The organism is Mangrovibacter sp. MFB070 (assembly GCF_000705335.1).
In the GTDB taxonomy this organism is placed as follows: Bacteria; Pseudomonadota; Gammaproteobacteria; order Enterobacterales; family Enterobacteriaceae; genus Mangrovibacter; species Mangrovibacter plantisponsor.
The window spans coordinates 234828-250184 of record NZ_JJMI01000039.1 but is presented as its reverse complement, the minus strand read 5'-3'; the positions used below and the strand labels follow the sequence as shown (position 1 = coordinate 250184).

Annotated in this window: 12 protein-coding genes; 5 read left to right on the top strand and 7 right to left on the bottom strand. The window is 49.1% G+C overall.

From position 1 onward, the window contains the following. Nucleotides 1–40: 40 nt before the first annotated feature. Nucleotides 41–3316, bottom strand: a complete 3276-nt coding sequence (locus tag DT73_RS19330) for a DUF5107 domain-containing protein (protein ID WP_036113502.1) — start codon at nucleotides 3314–3316, stop codon at nucleotides 41–43. A 114-nt stretch (nucleotides 3317–3430) separates the two neighbouring features. Here DT73_RS19330 and DT73_RS19325 point away from each other — a divergent pair, with 114 nt between their 5' ends. Together DT73_RS19325 and DT73_RS19320 are read left to right on the top strand one after the other, a co-directional pair. Continuing rightward, complete coding sequence (locus tag DT73_RS19325) at nucleotides 3431–4633, top strand: ROK family protein (protein WP_036113499.1); 1203 nt, start codon at nucleotides 3431–3433, stop codon at nucleotides 4631–4633. Between the two features lie 219 nt (nucleotides 4634–4852). After that, nucleotides 4853–5329 carry a GNAT family N-acetyltransferase gene (locus tag DT73_RS19320; protein WP_036113494.1) on the top strand — a complete coding sequence of 159 codons (477 nt, stop codon included), beginning with the start codon at nucleotides 4853–4855 and terminating at the stop codon, nucleotides 5327–5329. 201 nt (nucleotides 5330–5530) lie between these two features. Here the strand turns inward: DT73_RS19320 and DT73_RS19315 are convergent, their stop codons facing one another. Then, nucleotides 5531–7009, bottom strand: a complete 1479-nt coding sequence (locus DT73_RS19315; protein ID WP_036113491.1) for a carboxypeptidase M32 — start codon at nucleotides 7007–7009, stop codon at nucleotides 5531–5533. 210 nt (nucleotides 7010–7219) lie between these two features. Beyond that, entirely contained in the window at nucleotides 7220–8476 is a 1257-nt protein-coding gene (locus tag DT73_RS19310) for an MFS transporter (RefSeq protein ID WP_036113487.1), read from the bottom strand. Between the two features lie 124 nt (nucleotides 8477–8600). Between DT73_RS19310 and DT73_RS19305 the strand changes: the two genes are divergently transcribed. From DT73_RS19305 to bioD, 3 genes are all read left to right on the top strand, one after another. Beyond that, the gene (locus DT73_RS19305; RefSeq protein WP_036113485.1) at nucleotides 8601–9497 is read left to right on the top strand and encodes a LysR family transcriptional regulator; all 897 of its coding nucleotides are present in this window, start codon (nucleotides 8601–8603) and stop codon (nucleotides 9495–9497) included. 142 nt (nucleotides 9498–9639) lie between these two features. Next, on the top strand, nucleotides 9640–10860 hold the full coding sequence (gene mlc / locus DT73_RS19300; protein ID WP_036113482.1) for a sugar metabolism global transcriptional regulator Mlc: 1221 nt from the start codon (nucleotides 9640–9642) through the stop codon (nucleotides 10858–10860). 245 nt (nucleotides 10861–11105) lie between these two features. Further along, nucleotides 11106–11804, top strand: coding sequence for a dethiobiotin synthase (gene bioD, locus DT73_RS19295; protein ID WP_036113475.1), 699 nt, complete (start codon nucleotides 11106–11108; stop codon nucleotides 11802–11804). On the opposite strand, the gene clcB is transcribed toward bioD, so the two are convergent. From clcB to DT73_RS19275, 4 genes are all read right to left on the bottom strand, one after another. Beyond that, nucleotides 11754–13040, bottom strand: a complete 1287-nt coding sequence (gene clcB, locus DT73_RS19290; protein WP_036113469.1) for a voltage-gated ClC-type chloride channel ClcB — start codon at nucleotides 13038–13040, stop codon at nucleotides 11754–11756. The two genes, bioD and clcB, sit on opposite strands and share 51 nt — an antisense overlap. A gap of 166 nt (nucleotides 13041–13206) precedes the next feature. Next, nucleotides 13207–13818, bottom strand: coding sequence for a Tat proofreading chaperone DmsD (dmsD, locus tag DT73_RS19285; protein ID WP_036113461.1), 612 nt, complete (start codon nucleotides 13816–13818; stop codon nucleotides 13207–13209). A 51-nt stretch (nucleotides 13819–13869) separates the two neighbouring features. Beyond that, on the bottom strand, nucleotides 13870–14727 hold the full coding sequence (locus DT73_RS19280; RefSeq protein WP_036113454.1) for a DmsC/YnfH family molybdoenzyme membrane anchor subunit: 858 nt from the start codon (nucleotides 14725–14727) through the stop codon (nucleotides 13870–13872). A 1-nt stretch (nucleotide 14728) separates the two neighbouring features. Beyond that, nucleotides 14729–15346, bottom strand: coding sequence for a DMSO/selenate family reductase complex B subunit (locus DT73_RS19275; protein ID WP_036113445.1), 618 nt, complete (start codon nucleotides 15344–15346; stop codon nucleotides 14729–14731). Nucleotides 15347–15357: the final 11 nt, after the last annotated feature.

Genomic DNA, 15357 nt, shown 5'->3' with positions numbered 1-15357 from the left:
TATTGTGGAAATAAGAGGGATGCCTCCCTCTTATTCGTAATTAATTATAAATATTTGCTTCGCAGGCGATATTAATTAAATGCGCCTTGTCATGAGCAGGGTTTATTTCAAGAAGTTTAGTAATACATTGTTTGAATTTCTCATGTTCATTCATCCCTAAATACCCCAGAGCACTGACAAACAGGCAATGCTGTAAGTGAAGTGATTTCTGGTCACTATCCAGAACAACTAAATCTGGCAGTGATACAGCAAAGAAGTCACTTGTCACTTCATCATTGCAATGTTTATCAGACCAGTTAATAAAGCTTCTGAACATCTGCTCAGCTTTATGTGGCTGGCCTGTTTTTTTGAAAGCCAGTGCCTGATAAAACAGATAATCAACGGGTTGATCATTATAATAGCGTCCTGCGTCAAGGCTTGAGCCACCTTTAATTGCTTCCTGATACTCTCTTTCTGCCTGGTGAGTTTCCCCTTGTTGTTCAGCACACCAACCCAGTAGATACCAGATATCATTATCACTTTGTCCTGCCAGACGTCCCTCGCCAAGATTTAACGGATAGGTTAATGCTGATGTCAGTAATTCGCGTGCGTCATTAAATTGCCCTTGCTGAATGGCGGCAATGGCCTGGCGTTGCTTATTGATCAAATACTGCCCGGTTATTCGGCCTTCACCCCCTTCCCAGGGGTGGAAGTCTCTCTCTGCCAGCGTTTTTGCAGCAAGAGCTATCTCGCCCTGAATATTCCACATATTCAACAGCTCAGCTGTAAGGTCATCACGCATCAAGGCAACATCAATTTTCCCGTTGAGTGCCTGTAATCGCAATGTGGGGGTTTGACCGGTAATCTTGTAAAGATAATCGCGTTCAAATAGCAGACGTGCATTGTTGGGTTCCAGAACGATGGCCCGCTGCAACGAAGCTTCTGCCTGTTTAAAGTCGCCGCGTTTATTCCATGCCCATATGCCTAACAAACGGTGGACCGGTGCAAAGTCGGGCATTTTTTCAACAGCGAATGACCAGCAACTTACCGCCTCGTCATAACGCTTTTTACTATAGTGGAAACAGCCCAGTAAATATTGAGCAAAGCCGTAATCCTGCAGGTTATGCAGCATGTTGACTTCTTCAATAAGGTTGGGGAAACGTACTTTTAATGCAAAATTGTTTTTTGCCCGGGTAACAAGCTGGTGCTGTTCATCTCTGTTCCGTGTTAATGCGGCACGCCAGAGTAATGGCAGGGTTTCCTGGTTATTCAGCAACGCCAGAATAGACAACGCTTCTGTTGACATACCCAGAGTCACCAGCCAGCCTGCGAGAACCGAGGAATTAGTCCCGCGGTCATTGGCAATTGTCGCCAGCATATTCAGAGACGCCGGGCTCTGTGTAATTGCGTAATGGGCATAATGCAACGCATAGCTCAGTGGGTAGTCGACCAGATTGCTGTCAATATATTGCAGCGCGGATTCCTGTTTCCCGGTTTGCGCCTGAAGAAGGGCGCAAAGTGCCATTGCCAGGTTATTAGAGCCGTTAAAGCGCAGGCTTTGCTTGCAGAAACTAAGGGCTTTAGCTTTATTACCAGCAATGAGTTCAAGGCGTGCCAGGTGATAAAATGCTGTATCACGGCAGTCGGCGCTCCAACTGGATTTGAAATAATTGTCATATGCCTCTTTCAGCCGTCCTTGCTTCTCCTGAGCACAAGCCAGAATATGGCTGGCTTCACCTGATTGCGGGTTTTTGTTCAGTTTGTGCGCGCGTTGTAGTGCACTTTTTGCATAGCTTTCAGCTTCTTTCCAGTTAGCCCGGTTATATTCCAGTGTTGCCAGGGCAACATTGCAGCGATAATCATACGGGTCAATATCCAGTGCCCGCAGGTAGTAATCGTAAGGAGAGCGGCTGGCATTGAGGTACTGTTCAAGATGCTGACCAATGAAGAACAGCTCATCACAATTATTCAACTCTGCAGGGAGTGCAGGGGCAGTTGCTGGTGAAGGGAGTGGCGTCTCTTTGGGAATATGTTCAAGGTAAGAAAGAATATCCTGGCCATCTTCGTCTACCAGTGCCAGTGTCAGGCGTTCCGGATATAATTCACTGACCTTTTGTAACCATGCTTGTGCTGGTTCCAGCGTCAGAGGGGTGCTCCACAAAACTTGTTTATCACCCCGAAGCTCCAGTTTTACATGGTGTAAAGGCTCAATGGCATATACCCCAATGTGTATGGAGGTACTATCCCGTTCAAGTTTAATGGCGGCAGATGTGCTGGCATTCTGTAATGTTCCCAACTGGCTGTAAGGCAGAAAATTCTGCACAAATACTTTCTCTTCAAAAGGTGCAAGCCAGGTAAAATCAGGTTGGTTATCGGTAAATACACCGGTCATTAATTCAATATAAGGGCCGTTTTCATCGGTGAGATTACGATCCCATGCCTGGCCAAAGTCGCCATATCCCCAGGTCCATTGTTTCTTTCCGGGTGATACATGATGGTCAGCAATATGTAACAGACCTCCATTCTCACCATGATGCCAGGCGCCAACAAAGTCATAGTCAGACTTATCGGCCATATAGGACGTGGGTACCGGGATATTTTTATAGCGGGAGATGTCCACACCAGCTGAATAATCAACTTTATAATATTCACCATGTGCTATTGGGAAAGAGGAAACAGCCCTGCGCCCATGGTCAAACACAGCAGTTACATCCGGGGGAAAAACACTCTGGTGGCCGTCACCACCTTTAACTGCCGGATTTGCCCACCATAAGAAATGGCGCGGTGTCGAGTTTGGGTTAAATATCTTACCAGTGATTTCGATAAGCGCTTTTTCAGGATATAACTTAAAACCGGTCATAACCTGTAAGCCACGCATGGGCTCAAGTTCACCCAGCCAAACAGTTGCTGCACCACTGTCATGCTGCTGGATATTTACATCTACAGGCATAAACGTTGTTGGCCTGTGGTGTTGCGGCCAGTTAAATTCAATACCGCCAGAAATCCAGGGGCCTACCAAACCAACCAAAGCAGGTTTGATAACTTCGTTATAGTATACAAAGTCACGCTGCATCACTTTGTCATAAGCGCGATGAATACGTCCCCCTAATTCAGGCAAGAGCATGACCTGAATAAAATCATTTTCGATCCAGATAGCCTGATATTCTTTTTCTTCATAATTGCCGGTGATCGTATCAATCACCCCATAAGGATATACGGCACCAGATGATCCCTGATAAACCCTTTTTTCAAGAAACATTGGGTTAGGATCTTCTGTATCAGTAGTCCATGTAGGCAATGTAATCGTTTCTTGCTTGACACTGACTTTGCTGTACATTTTTAACTCTCCACTAAAAAATGTAAGTTATCTATCGTATAATTGCACTCTAGACACAATTTTTTAGTACGTAATCCTGAATGATCACGGATTATACTAAAGGGAGTTTACTGAATGATTCATGTTGGGCTTAATAACTTCAGAATGCGGCAACTCAATAAAGAGCTCATTATGTCTCTGGTCTGGAGAGAAAAAAGAGTCACAAAGTCGCAGGTGGCAAAAAACACTGGCCTGTCAATTCCAGCCGTTACCAATATATTGGAAGAACTGATCGTTGAAGGGCAGCTTTCTCATTCAGATAAGAACCTGAGCAACCGGGGAATTAGTAGTGGTAGTTATCTCCTCCCGGAAACGAACCCTATGACACTGTGTCTTAATGTGACACCAACCACAATTGAAAGTCAGTTAGTTGATCATCAGATAGTACCTGTCATTGAGTTGACCTGTGAATGGGTGTCAATGCCCGGCCCGGCAGTATTGTTAGATGTAATTGCGCAGAGGTATATAGATTGCCAGAAAAAATTCCCCAATAAAAAGATCAGGCTTGCTATTGCAATGCATGGGCAGGTAGATCCTGAAACTGGTGTTTCACAATATATGCCTCAGGCTCCGTGGCGAGAATCTGTTGAAGTTAAATATATTCTTGAAAACAGGTTAAAATGCCCGGTCATAGTTGATAATGACTGTGTTATGCTGGCATTAGCCGAAAAATGGCAAGGTCATAATGAAAATAAAGATATTTGTGTAATTAATGTCGATTATGGTATTGGCTCATCATTTATTATTAATAATACTATCTATCGCGGTAGTCTGTATGGAAGTGGCCAAATAGGCCATACCATAGTAGATCCGGATGGTAAAGCCTGTAGTTGTGGTCGTTATGGTTGCCTTGAAACAGTAGCCTCACTGAGCGCAATTAAAAAACAGGTAAGAATAAGCATGAAGCGTAGTTGTGGCTTATCGTCTGGTGAGGTTGAAAATATCAATACAGATATATTGACTGAACTATGGCGTAATAAAGATCCAGTGACCAGGGGGATTATTGAGGATGGTGCAAATGCCATAGGGCTCAGCTTGTATAATTTTCTTAATATATTAAATATTAACCAGATTTGGTTTTATGGCGCAAGTTGCCAGTTTGGTAATGAATGGCTGGAAATGGTTACCCGGCATGTGAATGGCAATCCTTTTGATCCCAAAAATAATGTTAAAAGAAACGAAACAAGTATTCAGTTTGGGCGTTTGACCCGGCAGGAACAAATCATGGGGATTGCCTGGTTATATGTTGAGGAGAATTTATCTTCATTTCAGTGTTAGTTCGATTTTTTAGTGGGATATGGGTTGGTAACATAGAGCATGTTCAGTGGCAATCAGCAGGGTTGCTTTAGTAATATGTTATCAAGGCGTACAGGTTTCAGCTAGTGTGTTTTATTACCGTTGGCTACCTAAAACTGGTGTACTGACAAAGTGAAAAAAAAGGTTTACCTTTATTGGCGCTTATAGCGAATGAAATAGTTATTTACCCAAGGTTAACTGATGATTACATTTCGCCCAATGCGGGAGGATGAGTATCCGGGCTATCTGGAATACTTTATTACTGATTACGCTCGCGAGATTACAGAAAATTATAAACTTACTCCTGATGACGCTCTTGCCAGAGCCAGGAAAGAAATAGCTGAAAGCCTGCCTGGCGGAGTAAAAACGCCGGGCCATGTGTTGGTATGTTTAATCTCTCACTCAGGTGATTCAGAAAAGCATATTGGGTACTTGTGGTATAAACCTGATGCCATTATGTGCTCTGTTTACATTTATGATTTTTACATCTTCGACACTTGCCAGGGGCAGGGGTTGGGGAAACATACGCTTTGGGAATTTGAGCATGAGATGCAGACGCAGGGGTTTGCAGAGATCAGGCTTCGCGTGGCTGGCGACAACGAGCGTGCCCGGCATGTCTATGAGGCAGTCGGTTTTGGAGTGACGGGAATCAACATGAGCAAGAATATTAAGAATTGAGGCTTTGCCGAAAAGAAAATAAGAAGAGGTAAGCCTGATGACAAACCTCATGTCCGCACAGTACGAGAGGATGTAACCCAATAAAAAACCAGAAAAATCAATTTATTGATTTTCGGCTGCTCACTAAAAAGAAGGAAAAACCACGCTTTTTCCTTCTTTTTCATCAATCTGAGGTGCGATTAAGCACCTCCGGTATGGTAGTTATAAATAACGCGTAATCAAGTGTTGGCGGAAATGGTCAGGGTTAAGTGACTCACCCGTCGCTTGTTTTACTAATTCATCTGTTGCCAGCAGGCTACCTTTATTCCAAATGTTGCTATTCAGCCAGTTAAATACAGGTGTCAGATCACCTGTGCGGATAATCTCATCTGTATCCATTTTCTGGCGGATTGTCGCCATAAACTGCGCTGCGTACATAGCACCTAATGTGTAGGTAGGAAAGTACCCAAAACTACCATCAGTCCAGTGAATATCCTGCATACAACCGTCACGGTAATTATTCTGAGTGGAAAGCCCCAGTGATGCCTGCATTTTCTCATTCCACAAATCAGGAATGTCACCGACCTCAATATTACCTTCCACCAACGCGCGTTCTATCTCGTAGCGCAAAATAACATGTGCCGGGTAAGTCACCTCATCGGCATCAACGCGAATCAACCCGGGAGTAACACGGTGGTTCCAGGCAATGAAATTATCTTCTTCAAGCGCTGGTTGTTGAGGAAAATGCTGTAAAACCAGGGTGCGCAGCTGTTTTAAAAACAGAGGGTGGCGGCCAACCTGCATTTCAAAAAACAGGCTTTGCGACTCATGGATACCCATAGAACGCGCTTCAGCAACCGGCTGCCCGCGCCATTCACGAGGCAAATTTTGCTCATAGCGTGCATGACCGGTTTCATGGATCACCCCAAACAGGGCACTGAACAAGTCATTTTCGCTGTATCTTGTGGTGATTCGTACATCATCCGGCACACCGCCGCAGAACGGATGCGCACTGATGTCCAGCCGGCCAGCCTCAAAATCAAAGCCCAACACTTTCATTACATCCAGGCCAGTTTCCCGTTGTAACGAAGTGGAAAACGGGCCTTGCGGGGTAACCAGAGGGTAACGGGCCTGGCGCGCCATAATTTCCTGAATCAGGTCTGGCAGCCAGGTTTTTACTGATCCAAACAACGTATCGAGTTTGGCGCTGTTCATACCTGGTTCGTACAGATTTAGTAATGCATCGTAACGAGACACACCAGTTGCTTCTGCGCGCAACGTAGCTTCTTCCCGGGCCAGGTTGACCACTTCTTTTAACAGTGGCTCAAAACTGGCCCAGTCATTACTGGCCCGTAAGGTGCGCCAGGCGTGTTCGCAGCGGCTACCGGCAAGTGACTGCGCTTCAACCAGATTCCCGGGTAACACGGTAGCCAGTGTGTATTGCCGGGTTATTTCGTGCAGGTTAGCCTGCTCGCTACTACTCAGGGGTAATGTTTTTGCTTCGGCGATCCAGTCACCCACAACAGGTTCGGTCAGTAACTGGTGGCGCAATAAACGAAGCTCTGCCAGGGCTTCACCGCGGGCGGCGGCACCTTTCGGTGGCATCATGGCCTGCATATCCCAGCCGGCAATAGCACCGAGGTGTGCAAAGCGGGATAGCCGCTGGAAGCGATGAGTAAGTTGCTGGTATGCGTTGGGCATTCTCAGACCTTATTTTCAGATTAACGAATCAGATAACGCATCAATAACACAGATATTGCATGCAAGTGAATAAGGCTCTGTAGATGGCAGTAAAACGTTGACAAGGAAAATAGCCTGAGGATTTCAGGCATGGCGTACAAACGGTATATGTTTACCGCCTCTTATCCAGGCTGCCTGGTTAGGCATGCCATAAATAAGAGGCTTATTATTCTAGTGTGCTTTGAAATGTAACCGGGCCCCGGTACACAGTGCCAGGCAAAGTAACAGGGCGATAAAGCTGGCAACACCCGGCCAACCGGCGTTATGCCAGAAAACACCACCTAAGGTGCCTGCCAGGCTGGAACCCAGATAATAACTGAACAGGTACAATGATGATGCCTGGCCTTTGGCACGGCGGGCGCGTTGCCCAATCCAGCCGCTGGCAACAGCGTGAGCGGCAAAGAACCCGGCCGAGAACAACAGCATGCCAACAAATATTGCCCACAGATTATTGAATAACGTGATAAGCACGCCACACAGCATAATTGCTGTGAATAAAATCATGACTGGCCCACGGCCATATTTATTGGTCATCGCTCCCGCTCTGGGGGAGCTCCAGGTCCCGGTCAGGTAAACCACAGACAACAACCCAACCACGGCCTGGCTCAGGAACCAGGGCGCAGACATCAGACGGTAGCCAATATAGTTAAATAATGTGACAAACGCGCCCATTAATAAAAAACCTGTGGCAAACAGCAGCGGCAGGCCATCATCCCGCCAGTGCAGGCGGAAGTTAATCAGCAGCGTTTTCGGGCGCAATGAAGCAGGGCGAAAGTGACGTGAAGCAGGCAAAATGCGCCAGAACATAAAAGCGGAAGCCAGCGCAAAACAACCAATGAAACCCATGGCGATACGCCAGGAGAATAGGTCCGTTACCACACCGGTAATCAGGCGGCCACTCATGCCACCAATTGAGTTCCCGCTAATATACAGCCCCATGGAAAATGCCACTACGCTTGGGTGTATTTCCTCACTGAGGTAAGTCATCCCTACTGCGGCAACACCACTGAGCGCCAGGCCTGTCAGTGCGCGCATAATCAGGATCCCTTGCCAGGTGGGCATAACCGTTGCAAGGATGGTACAAGCCGCCGCCAGCAGGAGCGCTGCAACCATAATGGGTTTGCGCCCAATGGCGTCTGAAAGTGGTCCGGTAAACAGTAAACCAATTGCCAGCAACCCAGTGGACATAGACAGCGAAATACTGGCGCTGGCAGCTGAAATGCCAAATTCATGGGATAAAATCGGCAAAATCGGTTGTACACAATAGAGCAATGCGAAAGTGGCCAGGCCTGCGGTAAACAGGGCAAGGGTCACACGCATAAACTGGGGAGTACCACGTTTGATAAACTCAGAACTTACCGGTGCTTCAGAGGGTTTACCGTCAATAACTCTGTCCGGTGCAGAGGTGACGATGGTTGTACGGCTCACACGAATCCCTAATTTTTCTCTCTTCCCCCGCATTCAATGGGACGGGGTAACCACTTGGTGTAGGGTAGGAATTTTCGATTATTCTGTCTAATATATTAATAATCTCAAATAATATTTATAAAATATGAATATCGAATTACGCCATTTACGCTATTTTATTGCGGTTGCGGAAGAGTGCCATTTTGGGCGGGCTGCTGCGCGGCTGAATATTTCCCAGCCACCACTGAGCCAGCAAATCCAGATTCTGGAGCAGCAGATTGGTGCACGCTTGCTGGCCCGCACTAACCGGAGTGTCAGCCTTACTGCTGCGGGGAAACAATTTCTGGCAGATGCGCGGCAAATTCTTATCCAGGTTGAAGCGGCCGCAACCCGGGCAGAGCGTTTGCACCAGGGGGAAATTGGTGAGCTACGCCTGGGCTTTACTTCCTCTGCGCCGTTTATCAAATCTGTTTCCGCTTCGTTATCCGCGTTTCGCCGCCAGTATCCTGGTGTGCATATGCAAACCCTTGAAATCAATACTCGCGCACAAATTGCACCCTTGAGTGAAGGGGCGCTGGATCTTGGCCTGATGCGTAATACCACATTGCCGGATACCCTCGAATGGCAGGTCATTCTGCGGGAGCCATTGCTGGCGATGCTTCCTATGGACCATCACCTTGCCCGCCATCCAGTTATCCCATTAAGCGAACTGGCTAAAGAACCCTTCGTTTTTTTTGATCCTCATGTGGGGACTGGCCTGTACGATGAAATCCTTGGGTTATTGCGCCGTTATGATCTGACTCCGCAAATCACTCAGGAAGTGGGGGAAGCAATGACGATAATTGGCCTGGTTTCCGCAGGTCTCGGGGTGTCGATTTTGCCGGCTTCATTTCGCCGGGTACAACTGAAAGAGATGGTCTGGGTTCCCCTTGATGCTCATGATGCCGTTTCGGAAATGTGGCTGGTCTGGTCACGTCATCATGAGCAGAGCTCAGCGGCACAGCATTTCAAAAAGCTGTTGTTGTCATCCATCAAAGGCTAAAAAAGGGTTAATAATTCGCCACTATGGGAGTAAAAATGTGCGTTAATTCACAAGGCTGGGTAAATATTTGACGGCGAGTGCTGAAGTGCTTCACCATAGCGATGAAGATTATTTCGAAGCGCGAAAATAAAGGGAGCCGTCCGTGGTGGTTGACAGCCAGCCAGGCCATATAGATCAAATTAAGCAGACCAATGCAGGTGCCGTTTATCGCCTGATTGATCAACTCGGCCCGGTTTCCCGCATTGACCTTTCACGTCTGGCGCAACTGGCGCCTGCCAGTATCACTAAAATCGTGCGTGAGCTGTTGGAAGTGCATCTGGTTCAGGAGACTGAAATTCAGGAGCCCGGTAGCCGCGGCCGCCCCGCAATTGGTCTGCAAGTAGAAACCGAAGCCTGGCATTATTTGTCTGTGCGTATTTCTCGCGGGGAAGTCAGCCTGGCGTTGCGTGATCTGAGCGGCAAAGGTGTGGTCGAAGAGAACATACCGTTTGCGGAGTCCGGCGAGGTGCCATTTCTGGAGCGTCTGGTCAAAGAAGTGGATGCATTTTTCACCCGCAATCAGTCCCGCCTGGAGCGGTTAACGGCGATTGCTATCACTTTGCCGGGTATTATTGATACGGAAAATGGCATCGTGCACAGCATGCCATTTTATTCTGATGTAAAAGAAATGCCGCTTGGCAGTACGCTGGAAAATCATACTGGTGTACCCGTGTATATTCAGCATGATATCAGCGCATGGACTATGGCTGAGTCATTGTTTGGCGCATCACGCGGAGCCCGGGATATTATTCAGGTGGTTATCGACCATAATGTGGGTGCCGGTGTGATAACCGATGGGCGGTTGCTACATGCTGGCAGCAGCAGTCTGGTGGAGATTGGGCACACCCAGGTCGACCCGTGGGGGAAACGTTGCTATTGCGGAAATCACGGTTGCCTGGAAACCATTGCCAGTACCGACAGCGTTCTGGAGCTGGCACAGCAACGCCTGAGCCAGTCGATGAGCAGTATGTTGCATGACCAGCCGTTATCCGTTGAATCCCTGTGCGATGCGGCGCTGAAAGGGGATTTACTGGCAAAAGATATTATCACCGGCGTGGGCACCAATGTTGGGCGTATCCTGGCAATCATGGTGAATTTATTTAACCCACAAAAAATACTGATTGGCTCGCCGCTGAACCGCGCTGCAGCTATTCTCTACCCGGCAATGACCAATTGCATTCACCAACAGTCATTACCGGCCTACAGCCGCCATATCCGGGTAGAGTCTACCCAGTTCAATAACCGTGGCACAATGGCCGGGGCTGCCCTGGTAAAAGACGCAATGTATAACGGATCTTTACTCATCCGTCTGTTACAGGGGTAACAATTTGTCGCAACCACACTAAAAATTGCGCTACCTCAAACTGACCACCTGCGGATTCTTTTAGAATTTCTGCACTGAATTATTTATTCCATTAACTATCCCCAAATAATTTAAGTTGCAGAGCAGGCCTGTTGTACGCAGGTTTGGTTGTGGTCGCAATCGCCTTTCCTGAACCGTATTCGGCACATCTGGCAACTTGAAGTACGAAGGGCCTTTCTTCCCTTACAATATCGGTGGAGTCAGCCATGCTGAAGCGTTTTTTTGTCACGGGAACTGATACAGCTGTTGGTAAAACAGTTGTATCCCGTGCGTTACTTCAGGCGTTGGTGTCAGCGGGACATACTGCTGCAGGGTATAAACCTGTAGCCAAAGGCAGTCAGGAGACACCGGAAGGGTTACGTAACCGGGATGCACTGGTACTGCAGTCGGTCTCATCGCTTGAATTACCTTATGATGCCGTTAACCCTGTCGCTCTGAGCGAAGAGGAAAGTAGCGTTGCTCACAGTTTCCCTATTAACTACAGCCTGTTATCTGATGGCCTGGCGAAATTATCCGGCCAGGTTCAGCACGTAGTTGTTGAAGGGACCGGGGGCTGGCGCAGCCTGATGAACGACCTGCGGCCACTTTCTGAATGGGTGGTGCAGGAACAATTACCGGTACTGATGGTGGTGGGTATCCAGGAAGGGTGCATCAACCACGCATTGCTCACGGCCCAGGCGGTCGCCAGTGATGGTCTGCCGTTGCTTGGCTGGGTGGCTAACCGCATTAACCCATGCCTGGCGCACTATGCAGAAATTATTGATGTTCTGAGTAAAAAAATCCCGGCACCGCTGGTGGGGGAAGTTCCCTATTTACCACGGGCGGAACAGCGGGATTTGGCCCGGTATCTTGATCTATCCGTACTGGGCCTTACGGTAAATCGAGTCCGGCCACAGCCAGCGTGACAGCACGGAAGCAATAACACTTGCCAGTAGCAGGGCGGGTAACAACGTGTACTCGCCCGTCATTTCGCATACCATCAATGCTGCCATAATAGGCGCATGGGTGGTGGCGGCAAGCAATGCCGCCATTCCTGTCAGGCCGAAGTACAGTACGCTTTCGGTATTTACACCATGCAGCATTCCCCACAAACGCCCGGCACACAACCCTGTTGCCACACCAATAAATAAGGTGGGTGTGAAAACACCGCCCGGCGCGCCGGAACAACTGCTCGCCAGCACGGCCAGCAACTTACACAGCAAAATTAGGCCAATAAACCCGAACAGCGGAGGCTGGCTCAAAAATGCCTGCACCACGCTGTAACCATTTCCCCAGACCATAGGGGTAAATGCAGAAAGGCAACCTACTATTGCGCCGCCAGCCATTAGCCTGAGTGGTAAGGGCGCTATTTTTTGAAACCCTTTACGGCTGGCACACATCAGCCTGAGCAATAATGCTCCCCAGCACCCTATAACCACGCCAAGCAGCGCCATTTCCAGGTACTGAGAAGGTGATGGCGCGGCGAGAGGTATCACCTGGTAAAGTGTGGTTTTGCCGTTACTGAGCAGGAGTGTCACCAGTTGGGCCGTTACCGCTGCAATCACCACAGGCCCCAGCGAGGTCAGCATTAAGGTGCCAAACAACACTTCGGCAATAAACAGGCTTCCGGCAAGCGGGGCGTGATAGGCGCTTGCCATCCCGGCTGCAGCACCACAGGCAAGCCACAGTTTCCACTCTTCGCGCGGTGTCAGGTAGCGGCACAGTTTGGCGGCAGCGAGTGAGGCAAGTAATATCATGGCACCTTCCCGGCCAATTGCGCTGCCGGTAGAAACCACAATCAATGAGGCCCCGGATTTAACCAGGCTGCGTTGTGTATCAAGCTGGCCATCGCCACTTTCAATGGCTTCCATGTAGTCATCAGGGCCATGAGGATGCTGGACAGAATGGCGCTGCCATAACCACAGTACCAGGCCTGCCAGCAACCCTCCCATGGCAGGTGTCACAATTCGTCGCCACAGGGGTAAGGCATCGGCTGCTGCAACCAGGCTGCCATCATTACTTCCTAAAACCGCATTTTCCAGAAACAATAATGTCTGGCGAAATAACCAGACCGCGAGTGCTGCGGCAATACCGGTGGCAACAGCCAGCAGCAGGCGGCGCAACATACTGCGAATTTCCGGAAAAGGGTGAAGACGGTACATGGCAAAGATTCCCCAAAGTGAACCTTTATTTTAACTATCTGTCAGTTGCTTAGCATTGTGGTTATAAGGTTATATTGAAACGAAATATAACAATAGGTGACGCTGTCACTTTAATGGCGAGCTAAGTTAACTGGCAGACCCGTAAGGTCTGCCAGAATAAGTGCACTCAGCGCCACAGCGGTTTTTCGGCAACAGGAACCGGTGAGCCTGACTGCCAGTGATGGAGTGTGACCCGAGTGAGCTGGCACAGCGCAGAGTAAAATTTACCAGGGTCACTTTCCTCAAGCACATCGAGAAATCGGGGTACCCAGGGCAGAATGTGCCAGGCCAGCAGTTCGTTAGTTGCCTGCTCCTGGCCATTTTCCGCCAGCCATGCTGCCAACATAAGAAGGGTGCCAATATGGTCTTCCGGTTCATTCTGGTTGGTTTCATGCTGTATACCCAGGTGTTGCATCCAGCCACGTAAAGCCAGCAAAGAGTCGCCAAACAAGACATTCTCTTTATCAAGCCAGACGGAACCCCAGGGCGGAGCAGGCAGGGCGTCTGGCCCAATGAATAACCGCTGCCAGGTTTCATCCAGTTTACTGGCGTGCGGTGCAGCGAGCTGCATGTTCTCTGCAATTCTGTTCAGCCTTTCGCCTGCCCAGGGCCATTCCTGTAGCCAGCTCCCGGATGTAAAAGCGGCAACTAACGGGTGCGCTTGTGGTGTCTGTGGGGAAAAATAAAACAGCGCGCCCAGTGCGCGTCCTGTCAGGGCAATATTCTCCAGGCGGGACATGTTACACCTCAATTAACAGTGAATAAGCGGGCGTCCTCGCCCGCAGGAAGTTCAGCTTGCCACAGCCATACCAACAGTCATATGCAGGCCATAAAACAAACCCCGGCCAATCAATTCACCGAGAATAACCAGCACCCATCCGCTGAGCAAGGCGGGTAACGATGGATTTTTGCGCCGCACCAGTGGGCAGGCCCAGCACCCAAGACCGGATACCAGCAATACCATGCGTGCTGTTTGCCATTGCGCATAGTGAGGCAGCAAATTAGTGGCCTGTTGTACTGAACTGTGGATCCCGGCAAGAGACAGTGCCTGCGCGAAAGACGCAACAAACACAACCAGCAGCGCGATAATACTGAGTGTGGCGAAGCGGCTGCCGCTGAATGACACATTGGCCTGGCGAAGTAAAACAGCGCCCAGCACTGGACCGGTCAGCGCCACTGTGAGGAAAAAGCTGAGTGTGGTATAGCCAGTATGCCAGGTGGGAACGGTATCAATCTGGTAAACCCTTGTCATTGCCCAGACAAAAAACAGCCCAGCCACCATGCTCAGCAGCAGAACAAATTTTGCCACGGCTTCTGGCAATTTATGCAGAAAACTCAGTAACCACCAGAAACCGCCTATAGCGAAAAACAGCGAACCGCTGGCGATTTCGTTACTCAGTGCAGACTGGCCCAAACGGTTAAGGGAATTTAGCGCACGCCAGGGCGAGCCAAGGTGCAATACCGAGGCAACAAACGCCAGGCCCATTATCACCCACAGAAAAAACATACTTCGCACAACCCGGCGTTGCGCCGCCGGATTATTATCGAAGGCTATCCAGCCAAGGCCGGTGACAATCAACCCACCAACCACACTCTGGCCCAGCACAGTGAACAACACCAGGGGCCACTCTTGCCAGCCACTGCCCATATTACACCTCCTCCGGGTTAGCCAGATAGCCGAGACGATCACCCGTTGGGCGGCAATTGGCATTGGGTTTTATCACAATGGATGGTTGCGTGAAATGGGCGGCAGGAAGTGGAGCAACTGCCGCCAGCTCACCATGCTGCTTACGTAACTCGTCAACCGGGCCAAAATCCAGCGCCCGTAACGGGCAGGATTCGACGCAAATCGGTTTTTCACCTTTAGCGACGCGGGAATAACAACCATCGCATTTTGTCATATGGCCTTTTGCCGCATTGTATTGTGGTGCGCCGTAAGGGCATGCCATATGGCAATAGCGGCATCCAATACAAACATCTTCGTTAACCACTACAAACCCGTCTTCCCGTTTATGCATGGCTCCGCTTGGGCACACTTTGGTGCAGGCTGGGTCTGCGCAATGGTTACAGGCAATAGAGAGGTAATAGGCAAAAACATTTTGCCGCCAGACGCCGTTATCTTCCTGCCAGTTACCACCAGCGTATTCATAGATGCGTCGAAAACTGACGTCCGGCGTTAAATTCTTGTAATCCTTGCAGGCAAGCTCACAGGTTTTACAACCAGTACAGCGGCTGGAATCGATAAAAAAACCATATTGTGTAGACATCAGCAAGGCTC

Excerpts from the sequence above, each read along its gene's own strand:
- DT73_RS19330 (WP_036113502.1), bottom strand. The coding sequence starts at position 3,316 with ATGTACAGCAAAGTCAGTGTCAAGCAAGAAACGATTACATTGCCTACA.
- DT73_RS19325 (WP_036113499.1), top strand. The coding sequence starts at position 3,431 with ATGATTCATGTTGGGCTTAATAACTTCAGAATGCGGCAACTCAATAAA.
- DT73_RS19320 (WP_036113494.1), top strand. The coding sequence starts at position 4,853 with ATGATTACATTTCGCCCAATGCGGGAGGATGAGTATCCGGGCTATCTG.
- DT73_RS19315 (WP_036113491.1), bottom strand. The coding sequence starts at position 7,009 with ATGCCCAACGCATACCAGCAACTTACTCATCGCTTCCAGCGGCTATCC.
- DT73_RS19305 (WP_036113485.1), top strand. The coding sequence starts at position 8,601 with ATGAATATCGAATTACGCCATTTACGCTATTTTATTGCGGTTGCGGAA.
- bioD (WP_036113475.1), top strand. The coding sequence starts at position 11,106 with ATGCTGAAGCGTTTTTTTGTCACGGGAACTGATACAGCTGTTGGTAAA.
- clcB (WP_036113469.1), bottom strand. The coding sequence starts at position 13,040 with ATGTACCGTCTTCACCCTTTTCCGGAAATTCGCAGTATGTTGCGCCGC.
- dmsD (WP_036113461.1), bottom strand. The coding sequence starts at position 13,818 with ATGTCCCGCCTGGAGAATATTGCCCTGACAGGACGCGCACTGGGCGCG.
- DT73_RS19280 (WP_036113454.1), bottom strand. The coding sequence starts at position 14,727 with ATGGGCAGTGGCTGGCAAGAGTGGCCCCTGGTGTTGTTCACTGTGCTG.
- DT73_RS19275 (WP_036113445.1), bottom strand. The coding sequence starts at position 15,346 with ATGTCTACACAATATGGTTTTTTTATCGATTCCAGCCGCTGTACTGGT.